This is a genomic window from Klebsiella africana (genome assembly GCF_020526085.1).
GTDB classification, from domain to species: domain Bacteria; phylum Pseudomonadota; class Gammaproteobacteria; order Enterobacterales; family Enterobacteriaceae; genus Klebsiella; species Klebsiella africana.
In genome coordinates, this window is the sequence record NZ_CP084874.1 from 642,869 (window position 1) to 657,894 (window position 15,026).

Consider the following 15,026-nt stretch of genomic DNA (forward strand, 5'->3'; position numbering starts at 1 on the left):
ATGAAATTAAAACTGATCGTGCTGGCGCTGGCGATGAGCGTAGTCACCGCACAGGCGGCGGACCGCATCGCCTTTATTCCTAAGCTGGTCGGCGTCGGCTTCTTTACCAGCGGCGGCAACGGCGCGAAAGAGGCGGGGAAAGCGCTGGGCGTGGATGTTACCTATGACGGCCCGACCGAGCCCAGCGTCTCCGGCCAGGTGCAGCTTATCAACAACTTCGTCAACCAGGGCTACAACGCGATTATCGTCTCCGCCGTTTCGCCGGACGGCCTGTGTCCGGCGCTGAAGCGGGCGATGCAGCGCGGGGTGAAAGTCCTGACCTGGGATTCCGATACCAAGCCGGAGTGCCGCAGCATCTATATCAACCAGGGTACGCCGCAGCAGCTCGGCGGCCTGCTGGTCGAGATGGCGGAAAAGCAGGTCAGCAAACCTGCCGCCAAAGTGGCGTTTTTCTACTCCAGCCCGACGGTGACCGACCAGAACCAGTGGGTGAAGGAAGCCAAAGCCAAAATCGAAAAAGAACATCCGCAGTGGCAAATCGTCACCACCCAGTTTGGCTATAACGATGCCACCAAATCGCTGCAAACCGCCGAGGGGATCTTAAAAGCGTATCCGGATCTCGACGCCATTATCGCGCCGGATGCCAATGCGCTGCCGGCGGCGGCGCAGGCGGCGGAGAACCTCAAGCGTCAGGGCGTGGCGATCGTCGGCTTTAGTACACCGAACGTGATGCGCCCGTACGTTGAGCGCGGCACGGTAAAAGCGTTCGGCCTGTGGGATGTGGTTCAGCAGGGCAAAATTGCGGTTAACGTCGCCGATCGATTGTTGAAAAAGGGCGATCTTAACGTCGGCGATAGCGTTGAGGTGAAAGATATCGGCTCGCTGAAGGTTGAACCGAATAGCGTGCAGGGCTACCAGTATGAGGCGAAGGGCAACGGTATCGTGCTGCTGCCGGAGCGCGTGGTGTTCAGCAAAGAGAACATCAACAACTACGACTTCTGACGGAGGAAAAGATGGCTGATTTAGACGATATCAAAGAGGGTAAGGACTTCGGCATCGACCGCCCGCAGCAGAATACGCTGTATACCCTGAAAGGCTGCGGCTCGCTGGATTGGGGCATGCAGTCGCGGCTGGCGCGCATCTTTAATCCGCACAGCAACCGCACGGTGATGCTGGCCTTCGATCACGGTTACTTCCAGGGACCAACGACCGGGCTGGAGCGTATCGACCTGTCGATTGCGCCGCTGTTTGAGGAGACCGACGTGCTGATGTGTACCCGCGGCGTATTGCGCAGTCAGGTACCGGCGGCCACCAATAAACCGGTGGTGCTGCGCGCCTCCGGCGGCAATTCGATTTTGAGCGAACTCTCCAACGAATGCGTGGCGGTGGCGATGGAGGACGCCCTGCGTCTCAACGTATGCGCGGTGGCGGCGCAGGTCTATATCGGCAGCGAATACGAACATCAGTCGATCAATAACATCATCAAACTGGTGGATGCCGGCAATCGCTACGGTATGCCGGTCCTGGCGGTCACTGGCGTCGGCAAAGAGATGGCCCGCGACGCCCGCTACTTCTTGCTGGCCAGCCGGATTGCCGCCGAAATGGGGGCGCAGTTTGTGAAGACCTATTTCGTCGAGGAAGGCTTTGAAAAAGTCACCGCCAGCTGTCCGGTGCCGATCGTGATTGCCGGCGGTAAAAAACTGCCGGAGCAGGAGGCGCTGGACATGTGCTGGCGGGCGATCGACCAGGGGGCGTCAGGGGTGGATATGGGGCGCAATATCTTCCAGTCCAGCGCCCCGCGCGCGATGCTGAAGGCGGTGAAAAAGGTGGTGCATGAGAATCTGAACGCGCGCGAAGCGTATCAGTTCTGGCAGGAAGAAAAACAGGGAGAGCTGAAATGAACGTGACGCTGGTGGAGATCAATATTAAACCCGAGCGGGTGGATGAGTTTCTCGAGGTGTTTCGCGCCAACCACGAGGGCGCGCTGCGGGAGCCGGGCAATCTGCGCTTTGATGTCCTGCAGGACCCTGAGGTGAAGACCCGCTTTTTTATCTACGAAGCCTATAAAGACGATGAGGCAGTGCTGGCGCATAAGAAGACGCCGCACTATTTAGCCTGCGTCGAAAAGCTGGAGGAGATGATGTCGCAGCCGCGGCTGAAGCGCAGCTTTATCGGCCTGTTACCGCAGGTGTGAGGGTTTTCCTTCACCCTCTCAGAGGGAGAGGGTGAAGGACACTTTATTACGCTTCTTCGACCGAAACGCGCAGGGCCGCCAGCGCCTTACGCGCCGCCTTCAGCACCTGCTCACACTGCTCCAGGGTGAGGGTCAGCGGCGGTTCAACACGGATCGTCTTGGCGTTGTTTAACGTCCCGGCGACCAGCACCCGCTGTCTGAACATCTCGCTGGCAAAGTCGTAGCCAATCTCGTTATCGACAAACTCGATGGCCATCAGCATGCCTTTCCCGCGCACTTCATTCACCAGGTCAGGATACTCCTGCGCCAGCAGGCGGAACCCGTCCAGCAGCATATCGCCTTTCTGCGCCGCCTGCGCCGGCAGGTTTTGCGTCAACAGCACGTTGATCGTCGCCAGCGCCGCCGCACAGGCCAACGGGTTGCCGCCGAAGGTGGTGGTGTGCAGGAACGGGTTATCGAACAGCACCGAGAAGACCTCTTCTGTCGCCACCGTCGCGCCGATCGGCATCACACCGCCGCCGAGCGCTTTCGCCAGACACAGAATATCGGGCTGAACGTTCTCATGCTCGCAGGCGAACATTTTGCCGGTGCGACCCATGCCGGTCTGCACTTCGTCGAGGATCAGCAATGCGCCAAACTCGTCGCACAGCTTACGCACCGCCGGCAAATACCCCTGCGGCGGGAGGATCACGCCCCCTTCGCCCTGAATCGGCTCGAGGATCACTGCCGCCACGTCGTCGCCGGTTTTCTTGCACTCGCTCAGCATGGTGCGCATGGCGTTGATATCGCCGAACGGCACGTGGCGGAAGCCCGGCAGCAGCGGCATAAAGGGTTTGCGGAAGGTCGACTTGGCGGTGGCCGACAGCGCGCCCAGCGATTTACCGTGGAAGGCGCCGCTGGTGGCAATGAAGGTAAATTTACCGCGCGGCGACTGATAGGCTTTCGCCAGCTTGATGGCCGCCTCTACCGATTCGGTACCGCTATTGCAAAAGAAACTGTACTTTAGTTTGCCAGGCGTTAAGGCTGCCAGGGTTTTCGCCAGCATCGCGCGTAGCGGATCCAGCAGTTCCTGACTGTGAAGCGGTTGTTTCGCGAGTTGATTCTCGACGGCGGATACCACAACTGGATTACGGTGCCCTACATTGAAGATGCCAAACCCACCAAGGCAGTCGATAAATTCCTGTCCCTGGGTGTCGACAAGCGTATTTAACCCTCCCGCTTGCCACTCTACGGCTCCGTAATCCCCGCCGGCTGTAACCGATTTTCGATACTCTAAAAACCCCGGATTCACATGCTCTTTAAAGTATTCCCTGACCTCCTGGTTAAGTGCTTTCATTTCCTCATGATCAAGCGTGCGCTTTTCAATGAGATTCAGTGCGTGTGCGCTGCAGGCCAGAGCCGATGCGCTGGAAGGTAACCTGTTCAAAATGTGCTCCTGGGGCGGACGTATCACACGATACTGGATTAAGTATTGCAGGGATTACGCCAGTTCGGCAGAAGCGGTGAAAATCGGGATAAATGCAAAGCAAAAGACGAATTGTGTAAAATTTAATCTCATTGCGCCACTATTGGCACGTTTTATTCCTGAGCTGACGAGATTTTCTGCCTGGCAGCAATGAACGGGACGATCCGCCGTGGTGCGGGCTGCCCCAGCGCGGGGCAGCCGATGGTGAAAAAAGAGGCTTAGTCGAGCTGGGAGATCTCCATCGCTGCCCGGTCGATAATGCCGATGATCTGCTTGAGCTGGGCGGCACTGCTGGCCTGTTGGTTCACTTTCAGGTCGAGAACCGCTTTGAAATTCTCCAGCGCGCGCTTCATCTGCGGATCGCGGCGCAGCTCGCAGCCGACCATCCGCGCCTGCAGACGCTCCTGGATATGGGCCAGGTGCTCCTGGTTCTCCGCGTGCAGCTGTTTCCCTTCCTCGCTGATAACGATTTTTTTACGTCCGTTGTCATCTTCCACGCTGATAAGGCCCTGGTCCTGGAGCAGATCCAGCGTTGGGTAGATTACCCCCGGGCTGGGGCTGTAGTTCCCCTGGGTAAGCGTTTCGATCTCTTTGATCAGCTCATAGCCATGGCTGGCGTTGCGACTGAGGATATCCAGAATGATCAGCCGCAGTTCGCCGTGGCCAAAGAAACGCTGGCGACGTCCGCCGCCGCGGCGGCCATGGTCGCCGTGTTCGCTGGGGTCACCGTGGCGCCCGCGTGGCCCACGCCCCTCTTCATGATGATGTCGCATGGTTACCTCCTGCTGTTTTTGATATATCTAATTTATATCTAAAAAATGAATGTTCGCAATGCTGGTTGCTATTTATTTTTTAATATATTGATATATATGTAATTATTTTCTGGTTGTGGATTTTGATGCGGTTTGTTTTGACTATATCAAAAAAAGACTTGCATTCTTTTTAGTTGGCAATCATTATCATTTGCAGCAAGTTTAGATATATCTATTTACCGTTCACGAAGGCAATCGATGATGACAAAAACCAAAGCAGGCAAGTACCCGCAGCGTGTCCGCAATGAGCTGCGTTTCCGTGAGCTGACGGTGCTGCGCGTGGAGCGCGCAGGCGCGGCGTTCCAGCGTATCGTGCTGGGAGGCGAGGCGCTGGAAGGCTTCGCTTCTCACGGCTTTGACGACCATACGAAGCTTTTTTTCCCCGAGCCGGGCGCGGCATTTACCCCGCCGCAGGTGACCGAGGAGGGGATTGACTGGGGGGAAGGCGTGCGGCCTGCCACCCGCGACTATACGCCGCTGTACGATGCCGAACGCCACGAGCTGGCTTACGATTTCTATATCCACGATGGCGGTATCGCCAGCCGCTGGGCACTGGAAGCAAAAGTGGGCGATAAGCTGGTGATCGGCGGCCCGCGCGGCTCGCTGGTGGTACCGGAAGATTATGCCTGGCAGCTGTATGTTTGCGATGAGTCCGGGATGCCGGCGCTGCGCCGTCGTCTGCTGGGATTACGCCAGCTGCCGGCGAGGCCGCAGGTGACGGCCATCGTTACTATCGCCGATGCGTCGTATAAAGATTATCTGGCGGATCTCGACGGCTTTAACATCGAGTGGGTAGTGGGCCACAATCCGACCTTCGTCGCCGAGCGTCTGGCGCAGGTGAAGGTGCCGGCGGAGGATTATTTCATTTGGCTGACCGGCGAAGGCGCGGTGGTGAAATCGCTGCTGGCGCGCTTTGAAGACGAGAGCATCGATCAGCAGCTGGTGCGTTCCCAGGCGTACTGGCACAGCAAGTAAAAAGCCATCATGGTAAAACGCGGATAGCGGCTTGCGCCTTATCCGGGCTACCGGCTTTCAGTGGTGTTATGTCTCCCCGGTAAGCGCAGCGCCACCGGGTGAGACTTAGCGTTCCGCCAGCGCCTTGAACACCATCGCCACCGCGTGGGCGCCGGGGTCCATGTTGCCGAGCAGGCTGTCGCTGTTGAGATAGGACGCTCGTCCGGCGCCGGCTTTGCTCGACTGGCAGGTGCGATCCGCCCCGGCCTGCGCCGCAGCAAAAGCGGCCTGCAGGTTCTCCGGTTCGGCCAGCAGCGCCGCCAGCGCCGGCTGCAGAGCGTCGATCATCGTCCGGTCGCCTTCCTCGGCGCCGCCGTAAAATTTCATCTGCTCCAGACCGGCGTTCAGCGCCTCGGCCACGCTGGCGCCTTGCTCCAGCTTCTGCCCGGCAGCGGTGAAGAAGATCGACATCAATACCCCGCTGGAGCCGCCCATCACCACCGTCAGACGTTCGCCGATCAGCGCGAAGAGCGTTGGCAGATCGTTCAGCGGCAACTGCTGACGCTCGAGCCGCTCGGCAATCTCACGCGCCCCGGCGGCGAAGGTGGAGCCGGTATCGCCGTCACCTACTTTGGCATCCAGCGCGTTGAGATGTTCTTCAAGATCGATGAGGGCGCCGGTCACCTGCGCCACGTAATCGCCCACCAGTGGGTTGGCCGAGGGCGTAAAATCCACCCGGGCGCTGTCGAGGGTGGACGGCACGACGTTGATAGTCCGCGGCTGCACCGGCTTCTGCCAGCTGGCGGTTTCCACATCCGCCAGCAGCGCTTTCTCAATACTCTCCTCCAGCACGATGGTGGTCAGCGAGAAGCCTTTCATATCCAGCGCCGTCACCAGCGAGGCCGGGCCTATCAGCCAGTCAATGCGCGCCTGCAGCGGGGTGTTGGCCAGCTCGCGGGTCAGGATCGCCATCTCAGCCACCGACACGCCGCCGAGGTTATTGAGCATCACCGCCAGGCGGCCGGTTTCCGGTAGGGCGGCGGTCAGTTTTTCCACCATCAGGTTAACGATTTCCGCACTGTTTTGCGTGGCGATCGTCGAGGCGCCCGGCTCACCGTGGATGCCCATTCCCAGCTCGGCGTGACCGGCCTGATGGCGCGGCGCGCTGTCGGCTTCCTGCGGCAGGTGGCAGCTGGCCAGCGCCACCCCGATGCTGGCGGTATGGCTGGCGGCGTACTGCGCTTCACGCAGGACGGTGGCGAGGTTGAAGCCGCACTCGGCGAAATAGCCCGCCACTTTATGCACCAGAATGGTCCCGGCGATGCCGCGCGGCTGTTTGTTATCCGGCAGCGAAATATCGTCGCCGACGATCAGCATCTCCACGTTGTAGCCGAGTCGGCGCGCTTTCTCCGCCGCCAGACCGAAGTTAAGCCGATCGCCGGTGTAGTTTTTGACGATCAGCAGGCAGCCCGCCTCGCCGGTCACCGCCTGGATGGCGGTGAGCACCGCGTCGACGCTCGGCGAGGCGAACAGATCGCCGCAGACCGCGGCGGTCAGCATGCCTTTACCAATAAAGCCGACGTGCGCCGGTTCATGGCCGGCGCCGCCGCCAGAGATCACCGCCACGTTGTTTTTATTCAGATCGCGACGGACCACCACCCGGATTGCCGGGTCGCTCTCCAGACGGGCGAGGTTATTCCACGGGCTGGCGATAATGGTACCCTCAATCACATCGTTGACGAGGCTGGCGCGCTGGTTAAAAAAGAATTGAGACATAGTGGTTCCTGAAGAGTAAGCGAAAACTCACCCTCCGGAGGCAGGCCTCCGGAGCGGCAACGGTCAATGTTAATTTTAGTCACGGATAAGGCACTGGTTACGCATATCGAGCGCGATGGTCTCGCCGGGCTGCACGCTGTTCAGCGCCTCGCCCTGCTGGCACAGCCAGGCAATCCCCGCGGCGCGGGCGATAATCGCGCCGTGAGCCTGTTCGCTTCCATCGCGCAGGCCCAGGCCTTTAACGAAGCTGGCATCCAGCTGTAAGACGGTTGAGGGATAAATGTTGTCGGCAATAATAATTGTTGGCTCGCCGGGCGTCGGCACTCTCTCCTGAACGCCCTGCAGATGGCGCAGGGTGCGCTGCAAAATATCTTCGATATCGATATAGCGCGCCTGCAGGTAGGGGTCATCCAGCTGGCGATACTGCTGGCTGAGCTCCATCAACACCTGATGCCATGCCCATTCCGCCGAGCATTGTTCGGTGAGCAGACGATCGTTGGCGGCATCAAACAGATCGTCATCGTCGAGCAGGGTGTGGTGCCCGGCGAAGATCGCCGCGATATCGGCGTTAAATTTATTTTCCGCCAGCTCGGTCAGGGCGATAAGATCCGCCAGCGTCTCGTCGATGGCCTGGCGCAGGCGCTGCTGCTCGCGGGCGGCATCGGCGGCAGCCGGGCGGAGCGGCTGGATCAGGGCCAGCGGATAGCGCAGGGCAACGCCTTCGACGCGCTCGGGCGTTGCCGGAGCCGCTGCCGGTTGCGCCGCAGGCGATTCACCGAAGTTATCGGCGGCCAGCGCCTGAAACGCCACCAGCGCCGCATCGGCATCCGGACCGCGGGCCAGCAGGCGCAGTTTATCGTTGCGGCGGACCTGCAATAGCGCGATTTGGTTGAGGCTGTCCGGTTTGACGCACTTCCCGTTTTTCTCCAGCAGCAGATCGGCGTTAAAGCCCGCCAGCGCGGCGACCAGCTTTGACGCCGGACGCACGTGCAGGCCGTTGTGATTGTTAATAATAACTGAAACCGATTTTGTGTCGCCGTCGTCGGCAAGCATCGGCGCCGGCGCGGCGTCAGAAGTTGGCGAAGGTAAACCCAGCTGAACCCGCTTGGCCTCCAGGGCGCTCATGGCGTCGGCGATCACCTTATCGATCCCGGCGCCGGAGGCAGCGCTGACGGTGGCCGCCAGCGTCCCTTCCACCAGTGGCGCGGCGCACAGCCGCACCTTCGCGGCAATCGCCGGATCGAGCAGATCGAGGGCAGTTTCGGCGCTGAGCAACGCGCTGCCGATGTCCATCATCACCAGCACGTGATCGGTATCGGCCACGGATTCGATCGCTTCCATGACTTTAAGCGGATCGGTGCCGATCGGGCTGTCGGGATCGTCGATTCCGGCGGCGATCGCCAGCTTGCAGCCGTCGTTGATTAACATCTGCCGGGCCAGTTCTCCGACACCTTCGCCCAGCCGGGCGCTATGAGAAACAATAACCAGGTTTACCATCGCAATTTCCTTACTCTTTGGCGGCGGCGGCCAGCATCTGAACCATAAACAGCACCGAGGTCGCGCCGGGATCCTGATGTCCGATGCTGCGCTCGCCGAGATAGCTGGCGCGGCCTTTACGCGCCTGCATAGTGATGGTGGCGTGGGCCGCACGCTCGGCCACTTCGCAGGCGGCATCCAGCGCGGCAGCGATCGACAGGTGCTGCTCGCTGGACTGGCGCAGGGAGTCCACCACCGGCAGCCAGACGTCGCACATGGTTTTATCCCCTGGCTCCGCTTTGCCGCGGTTGACGACGCCGTCTGCACCTTCACGGATCATCAGGTACAGCTCGTCGAGCGTCAGGCTCTGGTGGGCTTGGGTCACCTGAGCGGCGCGAATAAAGAAGGTGCCGAACAGCGGGCCGCTGGCGCCGCCGACGTTGGAGAGCAGCGTCATGCCGGTGTTTTTGAGGATAAAGCCAATATCTTTATCGGCAATCGACGGCAGCTTTTCGACCACCTTGCTGAAGCCTCGGTGCATATTGAGGCCGTGGTCGGCATCGCCGATCTCTTTATCAAGACCGGTGAGAAAATCGCTCTCTTTGGTGAAAATATCGCCGCAGCGGTACAGCCAGTCGACGATTTGCGTTCTGTTCAGTGACATGTCGTGCTCCTTAGTTTCCCCAGTTCAGCGCCGGGGTATGAACCGGGGCGTCCCATAACGTCAGCGTCTCGTCATCCACTTTCAGCAGGGTGATCGAGAAGCCCGCCATATCCAGCGAAGTACAGTAGCTGCCGATGAGGTTGCGTTCGATGATGATGCCGGACGCTTCGCAGCGCTGGGCGAGGCGGTTATACACGCCATACAGTTCGGACAGCGGGGTGGCGCCGAGATTGTTGACCAGCGCGATAACCCGGTCGCCGTTTTGCAGCGCGGTTTTGCTCTGCTGCACTTCCTGCCATGCGCCTTTGACGGTATCCCACTGGCGCAGCGTGCGGCTGTAGGCGCCGTTTTCCAGCAGGGTATCGAACATCTCATCGACGGTTTGGTCCAGCGAGCTGAAGCGGCGGCGGTCGATGCCCGGCTCGCCGTGAATGCCGACGCCGAACTCCATCTCGTCATCTTTCAGCGTAAAGGAGGGCTGCCCGGCGGCAGGGACGGTACAGGCGCCGAGGGCGATACCAATCGAGTGGCCGTGATTGTTCAGGCGGCGGCCCAGTTCAGCGCAGGCTTCCAGCGAGTCGCCGCGTTCGGCGGCGGCGCCGACCAGTTTTTCGATCAGTACGGTATTGGCAACGCCGCGACGACCGGCGGTATAGAGGCTGTCTTTTACCGCCACGTCGTCGTCGACCACCACGGTGGTGACTTTAATGCCGCTCTCATGCAGCAGCTCGGTGGCGGTCTCAAAATTCAGGATGTCGCCGGTATAGTTTTTGATAATTAGCAAGACGCCTTCGCCGCCGTCAATTTGCATCGCGCATTCAAACATTTTGTCCGGCGTCGGCGAGGTGAAGATTTCCCCCGGACAGGCGCCGGAGAGCATGCCCTGGCCGATATAGCCGCAGTGCATCGGTTCATGTCCGCTGCCGCCGCCGGAGAGCAGGGCCACCTTGCCAGCCACCGGCGCGTCGGTGCGGGTCACATACAGCGGGTCCTGATGCAGGGTCAGCTGCGGATGGGCTTTAGCCAGCCCCTGTAATTGTTCATTCAGTACATCTTCAACACGGTTAATCAGCTTTTTCATTATTCAGTGCTCCGTTGGAGAAGGTTCGATGCGGCCTCTCTGCTGGCGGAGGCGGTCATCGCGTAGGGGTATCGTCTGACGGTGCAACGTGCCTGGCGATATGATGATTCTGGCTGAGCAGACGAAAAAAAGAATGTCCCAACGATCGGGTTTCATTACGAAACATTGCCTTCTTGTTTTGTTTCTTTATGGAACGTTTTTGCTGAGGATATGCTGAAAATGCGAGCTGGCGCGCTTTTTTTCTTCTGCCATAAGCGGCGGTCAGGATAGCTGGCGAAGCGGGTGGGAAAAAATTTTTTGCTGATTTTCTGCCGACTGCGGGAGAAAAGACGGTCAAACATAGAGGATTGCAAGGGCATTATGCGGCAAAGGAGCGGATCGGGATCGCAATCCTGACAGAGACTAGGGTTTTTTGTTCCAATATGGAACGTAAAAAATTAACCTGTGTTTCATATCAGAACAAAAAGGCGAAAGATTTTTTTGTTCCCGGCCGGCCCTACAGTGATCGCACTGCTCCGGTACGCTCCGTTCAGGCCGCGCTTCACTGGCCGGCGCGGATAACGCCAGGGCTCATCATGTCTACATGCGCACTTATTTGAGGGTGAAAGGAATGCTAAAAGTTATTCAATCTCCAGCCAAATATCTTCAGGGTCCTGATGCTGCTGTTCTGTTCGGTCAATATGCCAAAAACCTGGCGGAAAGCTTCTTCGTCATCGCCGACGATTTCGTAATGAAGCTGGCGGGAGAGAAAGTGGTGAATGGCCTGCAGAGCCACGATATTCGCTGCCATGCGGAACGGTTTAACGGTGAATGCAGCCATGCGGAAATTAACCGTCTGATGGCGATTTTGCAAAAACAGGGCTGCCGCGGGGTGGTCGGGATCGGCGGTGGTAAAACCCTCGATACCGCGAAGGCGATCGGTTACTACCAGAAGCTGCCGGTGGTGGTGATCCCGACCATCGCCTCGACCGATGCGCCAACCAGCGCACTGTCGGTGATCTACACCGAAGCGGGCGAGTTTGAAGAGTATCTGATCTATCCGAAAAACCCGGATATGGTGGTGATGGACACGGCGATTATCGCCAAAGCGCCGGTACGCCTGCTGGTCTCCGGCATGGGCGATGCGCTCTCCACCTGGTTCGAGGCCAAAGCTTGCTACGATGCGCGCGCCACCAGCATGGCCGGAGGACAGTCCACCGAGGCGGCGCTGAGCCTCGCCCGCCTGTGCTATGATACGCTGCTGGCGGAGGGCGAAAAGGCCCGTCTGGCGGCGCAGGCCGGGGTAGTGACCGAAGCGCTGGAGCGCATCATCGAGGCGAACACTTACCTCAGCGGCATTGGCTTTGAAAGCAGTGGCCTGGCCGCTGCCCACGCAATCCACAACGGTTTCACCATTCTTGAAGAGTGCCACCATCTGTATCACGGTGAGAAAGTGGCCTTCGGTACCCTGGCGCAGCTGGTGCTACAGAACAGCCCGATGGACGAGATTGAAACGGTGCTGGGCTTCTGCCAGCGCGTCGGCCTGCCGGTGACGCTCGCGCAGATGGGCGTCAAAGAGGGGATCGACGAGAAAATCGCCGCGGTGGCGAAAGCCACCTGCGCGGAAGGGGAAACCATCCACAATATGCCGTTTGCGGTGACCCCGGAGAGCGTCCATGCCGCTATCCTCACCGCCGATCTGTTAGGCCAGCAGTGGCTGGCGCGTTAATTCGCGGTGGCTAAACCGCTGGCGCAGGTCAGCGGTTTTTCTTTCTCCCCTCCGGCAGTCGCTGCCGGAGGGGTTCTCTATGGTACAACGCGGAAAAGGATATGACTGTTCAGACTCAGGAAACCGGGAAGGCGGTCTCTTCCGTCATCGCCCAGTCATGGCACCGCTGCAGCAAGTTTATGCAGCGCGAAACCTGGCAAACGCCGCACCAGGCCCAGGGCCTGACCTTCGACTCCATCTGTCGGCGTAAAACCGCGCTGCTGACCATTGGCCAGGCTGCGCTGGAAGACGCCTGGGAGTTTATGGACGGCCGCCCCTGCGCGCTGTTTATTCTTGATGAGTCCGCCTGCATCCTGAGCCGCTGCGGCGAGCCGCAAACCCTGGCCCAGCTGGCTGCCCTGGGATTTCGCGACGGCAGCTATTGTGCGGAGAGTATTATCGGCACCTGCGCGCTGTCGCTGGCCGCAATGCAGGGCCAGCCGATCAACACCGCCGGCGATCGGCATTTTAAGCAGGCGCTACAGCCGTGGAGTTTTTGCTCGACGCCGGTGTTTGATAACCACGGGCGGCTGTTCGGCTCTATTTCGCTTTGCTGTCTGGTCGAGCACCAGTCCAGCGCCGACCTCTCCCTGACGCTGGCCATCGCCCGCGAGGTGGGTAACTCCCTGCTCACCGACAGCTTGCTGGCGGAGTCCAACCGCCACCTCAACCAGATGTACGGCCTGCTGGAGAGCATGGACGATGGGGTGATGGCGTGGAACGAACAGGGCGTGCTGCAGTTTCTCAATGTTCAGGCGGCGAGACTGTTGCATCTTGATGCTCAGGCCAGCCAGGGGAAAAATATCGCCGATCTGGTGACCCTCCCGGCGCTTCTGCGCCGCGCCATCAAACACGCCCGCGGCCTGAATCACGTCGAAGTCACCTTTGAAAGTCAGCATCAGTTTGTCGACGCGGTGATCACCTTAAAACCGATTGTCGAGGCGCAAGGCAACAGCTTTATTCTGCTGCTGCATCCGGTGGAGCAGATGCGGCAGCTGATGACCAGCCAGCTCGGTAAAGTCAGCCACACCTTTGAACAGATGTCTGCTGACGATCCGGAAACCCGGCGCCTGATCCACTTTGGCCGCCAGGCGGCGCGCGGCGGCTTCCCGGTGCTGCTGTGCGGCGAAGAGGGGGTTGGGAAAGAGCTGCTGAGCCAGGCTATCCACAATGAAAGCGAACGGGCGGGCGGCCCCTATATCGCCGTCAACTGCCAGCTGTATGCCGACAGCGTGCTGGGCCAGGATTTTATGGGCAGCGCCCCTACCGACGATGAGAATGGCCGCCTGAGCCGCCTTGAGCTGGCCAACGGCGGCACTTTGTTTCTGGAAAAGATCGAGTATCTGGCGCCGGAGCTGCAGTCGGCTCTGCTGCAGGTGATTAAGCAGGGCGTGCTCACCCGCCTCGACGCCCGGCGCCTGATCCCGGTGGATGTGAAGGTGATTGCCACCACCACCGTCGATCTCGCCAACCTGGTGGAGCAGAACCGCTTTAGCCGCCAGCTGTACTATGCGCTGCACTCCTTTGAAATCGTCATCCCGCCGCTGCGCGCCCGACGCAACAGTATCCCGTCGCTGGTACATAACCGGCTGAAGAGCCTGGAGAAGCGTTTCTCTTCGCGGCTGAAAGTGGACGATGACGCGCTGGCGCAGCTGGTGGCCTACTCGTGGCCGGGGAATGATTTTGAGCTCAACAGCGTCATTGAGAATATCGCCATCAGCAGCGACAACGGCCATATACGCCTGAGTAATCTGCCGGAATATCTCTTTTCCGAGCGGCCGGGCGGGGATAGCGCGTCATCGCTGCTGCCGGCCAGCCTGACCTTTAGCGCCATCGAAAAGGAAGCTATTATTCACGCCGCCCGGGTGACCAGCGGGCGGGTGCAGGAGATGTCGCAGCTGCTCAATATCGGCCGTACCACCCTGTGGCGCAAAATGAAGCAGTACGATATTGACGCCAGCCAGTTCAAGCGCAAGCATCAGGCCTAGTCTCTTCGATTCGCGCCATGGAGAACAGGGCATCTGACAGGCGATTGCTGTAGCGTTTGAGCGCGTCGCGCAGCGGATGCGCGCGATCCATGGCCGTCAGCAGGCGTTCGAGCCGACGGGACTGGGTGCGCGCCACATGCAGCTGGGCAGAAGCGAGATTCTTCCCCGGGATCACGAACTGTTTTAACGGGCCGCTCTCGGCCATATTGCGGTCGATAAGCTGTTCCAGGGCGCTGATCTCCTCTTCGCCGATCGTCTGGCTCAGACGGGTCAGGCCCCGCGCATCGCTGGCCAGTTCAGCCCCCAACACGAACAGCGTTTGCTGAATCTGGTGCAGGCTTTCCCGCAGCCCGGCGTCGCGGGTGGTGGCGTAGCAGACACCCAGCTGGGATATCAGTTCATCGACGGTGCCGTAGGCCTCGACGCGAATATGGTCTTTCTCGATGCGGCTGCCGCCGTACAGGGCGGTGGTGCCTTTATCCCCGGTGCGGGTATAGATACGGTACATTCAGTTTCTCTCACTTAACGGCAGGACTTTAACCAGCTGCCCGGCGTTGGCGCCGAGCGTACGCAGATGAGCATCGCTATCGGTGACGTGTCCGGTAGCCAGCGGCGCGTCCGCCGGCAGCTGGGCATGAGTGAGGGCTATCTCGCCGGATGCGCTGAGCCCGATACCCACCCGCAGGGGCGAGCTTCTGGCCGCCAGGGCGCCCAGCGCAGCGGCGTCACCGCCTCCGTCATAGGTTATGGTCTGGCAGGGGACCCCCTGCTCCTCCAGCCCCCAGCACAGCTCATTGATGGCGCCGGCATGGTGGCCGCGCGGATCGTAAAACAGGCGTACGCCTGGCGGTGAAAGCGACATGACGGCC

15 protein-coding genes are annotated in these 15,026 nt (G+C 59.9%); 6 read left to right on the forward strand and 9 right to left on the reverse strand.

Translation table 11 applies throughout. The features are described 5' to 3' along the window. The 3 genes from lsrB to lsrG are packed head-to-tail and all read left to right on the forward strand — an operon-like array spanning nucleotide 1 to nucleotide 2,194. Nucleotides 1-1,002, forward strand: coding sequence for an autoinducer 2 ABC transporter substrate-binding protein LsrB (lsrB, locus tag LGL98_RS03135; protein WP_004144833.1), 1,002 nt, complete (start codon nucleotides 1-3; stop codon nucleotides 1,000-1,002). Nucleotides 1,003-1,013: 11 nt separating this feature from the next. Next, nucleotides 1,014-1,901, forward strand: coding sequence for a 3-hydroxy-5-phosphonooxypentane-2,4-dione thiolase (lsrF, locus tag LGL98_RS03140; protein WP_136031191.1), 888 nt, complete (start codon nucleotides 1,014-1,016; stop codon nucleotides 1,899-1,901). Then, on the forward strand, nucleotides 1,898-2,194 hold the full coding sequence (gene lsrG / locus LGL98_RS03145; protein WP_136031193.1) for a (4S)-4-hydroxy-5-phosphonooxypentane-2,3-dione isomerase: 297 nt from the start codon (nucleotides 1,898-1,900) through the stop codon (nucleotides 2,192-2,194). The genes lsrF and lsrG overlap by 4 nt, the downstream gene beginning before the upstream one ends. A gap of 46 nt (nucleotides 2,195-2,240) precedes the next feature. Here the strand turns inward: lsrG and ygjG are convergent, their stop codons facing one another. Continuing rightward, nucleotides 2,241-3,620, reverse strand: a complete 1,380-nt coding sequence (ygjG, locus tag LGL98_RS03150; RefSeq protein ID WP_012540512.1) for a putrescine aminotransferase — start codon at nucleotides 3,618-3,620, stop codon at nucleotides 2,241-2,243. A 257-nt stretch (nucleotides 3,621-3,877) separates the two neighbouring features. Beyond that, nucleotides 3,878-4,432, reverse strand: coding sequence for a PadR family transcriptional regulator (locus LGL98_RS03155; protein WP_008806562.1), 555 nt, complete (start codon nucleotides 4,430-4,432; stop codon nucleotides 3,878-3,880). A gap of 237 nt (nucleotides 4,433-4,669) precedes the next feature. Here LGL98_RS03155 and LGL98_RS03160 point away from each other — a divergent pair, with 237 nt between their 5' ends. Next, nucleotides 4,670-5,446 carry a siderophore-interacting protein gene (locus tag LGL98_RS03160; protein ID WP_168435274.1) on the forward strand — a complete coding sequence of 259 codons (777 nt, stop codon included), beginning with the start codon at nucleotides 4,670-4,672 and terminating at the stop codon, nucleotides 5,444-5,446. A gap of 105 nt (nucleotides 5,447-5,551) precedes the next feature. On the opposite strand, the gene LGL98_RS03165 is transcribed toward LGL98_RS03160, so the two are convergent. The 5 genes from LGL98_RS03165 to LGL98_RS03185 all read right to left on the reverse strand — a co-directional run bounded on the left by LGL98_RS03165 (nucleotide 5,552) and on the right by LGL98_RS03185 (nucleotide 10,763). Further along, nucleotides 5,552-7,201 carry a glycerone kinase gene (locus LGL98_RS03165; RefSeq protein WP_136031195.1) on the reverse strand — a complete coding sequence of 550 codons (1,650 nt, stop codon included), beginning with the start codon at nucleotides 7,199-7,201 and terminating at the stop codon, nucleotides 5,552-5,554. Nucleotides 7,202-7,276: 75 nt separating this feature from the next. Further along, nucleotides 7,277-8,698 (reverse strand): dihydroxyacetone kinase phosphoryl donor subunit DhaM, encoded by a 1,422-nt coding sequence (gene dhaM / locus LGL98_RS03170; protein WP_136031196.1) that lies wholly within the window; start codon nucleotides 8,696-8,698, stop codon nucleotides 7,277-7,279. A 10-nt stretch (nucleotides 8,699-8,708) separates the two neighbouring features. Then, a complete protein-coding gene (gene dhaL, locus LGL98_RS03175; protein ID WP_004181378.1) occupies nucleotides 8,709-9,341 on the reverse strand; it encodes a dihydroxyacetone kinase subunit DhaL in 633 nt (210 codons plus the stop codon). Nucleotides 9,342-9,351: 10 nt separating this feature from the next. Next, entirely contained in the window at nucleotides 9,352-10,422 is a 1,071-nt protein-coding gene (dhaK, locus tag LGL98_RS03180; RefSeq protein ID WP_136031198.1) for a dihydroxyacetone kinase subunit DhaK, read from the reverse strand. 155 nt (nucleotides 10,423-10,577) lie between these two features. Next, nucleotides 10,578-10,763 (reverse strand): hypothetical protein, encoded by a 186-nt coding sequence (locus tag LGL98_RS03185; protein WP_136031200.1) that lies wholly within the window; start codon nucleotides 10,761-10,763, stop codon nucleotides 10,578-10,580. Nucleotides 10,764-11,032: 269 nt separating this feature from the next. On the opposite strand from LGL98_RS03185, the gene LGL98_RS03190 reads away from it, so the two are divergent. After that, nucleotides 11,033-12,130, forward strand: a complete 1,098-nt coding sequence (locus tag LGL98_RS03190) for a glycerol dehydrogenase (RefSeq protein ID WP_002917681.1) — start codon at nucleotides 11,033-11,035, stop codon at nucleotides 12,128-12,130. A 101-nt stretch (nucleotides 12,131-12,231) separates the two neighbouring features. After that, nucleotides 12,232-14,157: a dihydroxyacetone kinase operon transcriptional regulator DhaR gene (gene dhaR / locus LGL98_RS03195; protein WP_009309659.1), complete on the forward strand. Its 1,926-nt coding sequence runs from the start codon at nucleotides 12,232-12,234 to the stop codon at nucleotides 14,155-14,157. Here dhaR and LGL98_RS03200 read toward each other — a convergent pair. Both LGL98_RS03200 and LGL98_RS03205 read right to left on the reverse strand, forming a co-directional pair. Next, entirely contained in the window at nucleotides 14,135-14,665 is a 531-nt protein-coding gene (locus LGL98_RS03200) for a cob(I)yrinic acid a,c-diamide adenosyltransferase (RefSeq protein WP_032433645.1), read from the reverse strand. The genes dhaR and LGL98_RS03200 overlap by 23 nt on opposite strands. Then, a complete protein-coding gene (locus LGL98_RS03205; protein WP_009484688.1) occupies nucleotides 14,666-15,019 on the reverse strand; it encodes a glycerol dehydratase reactivase beta/small subunit family protein in 354 nt (117 codons plus the stop codon). It abuts the gene before it with no gap. Nucleotides 15,020-15,026: the final 7 nt, after the last annotated feature.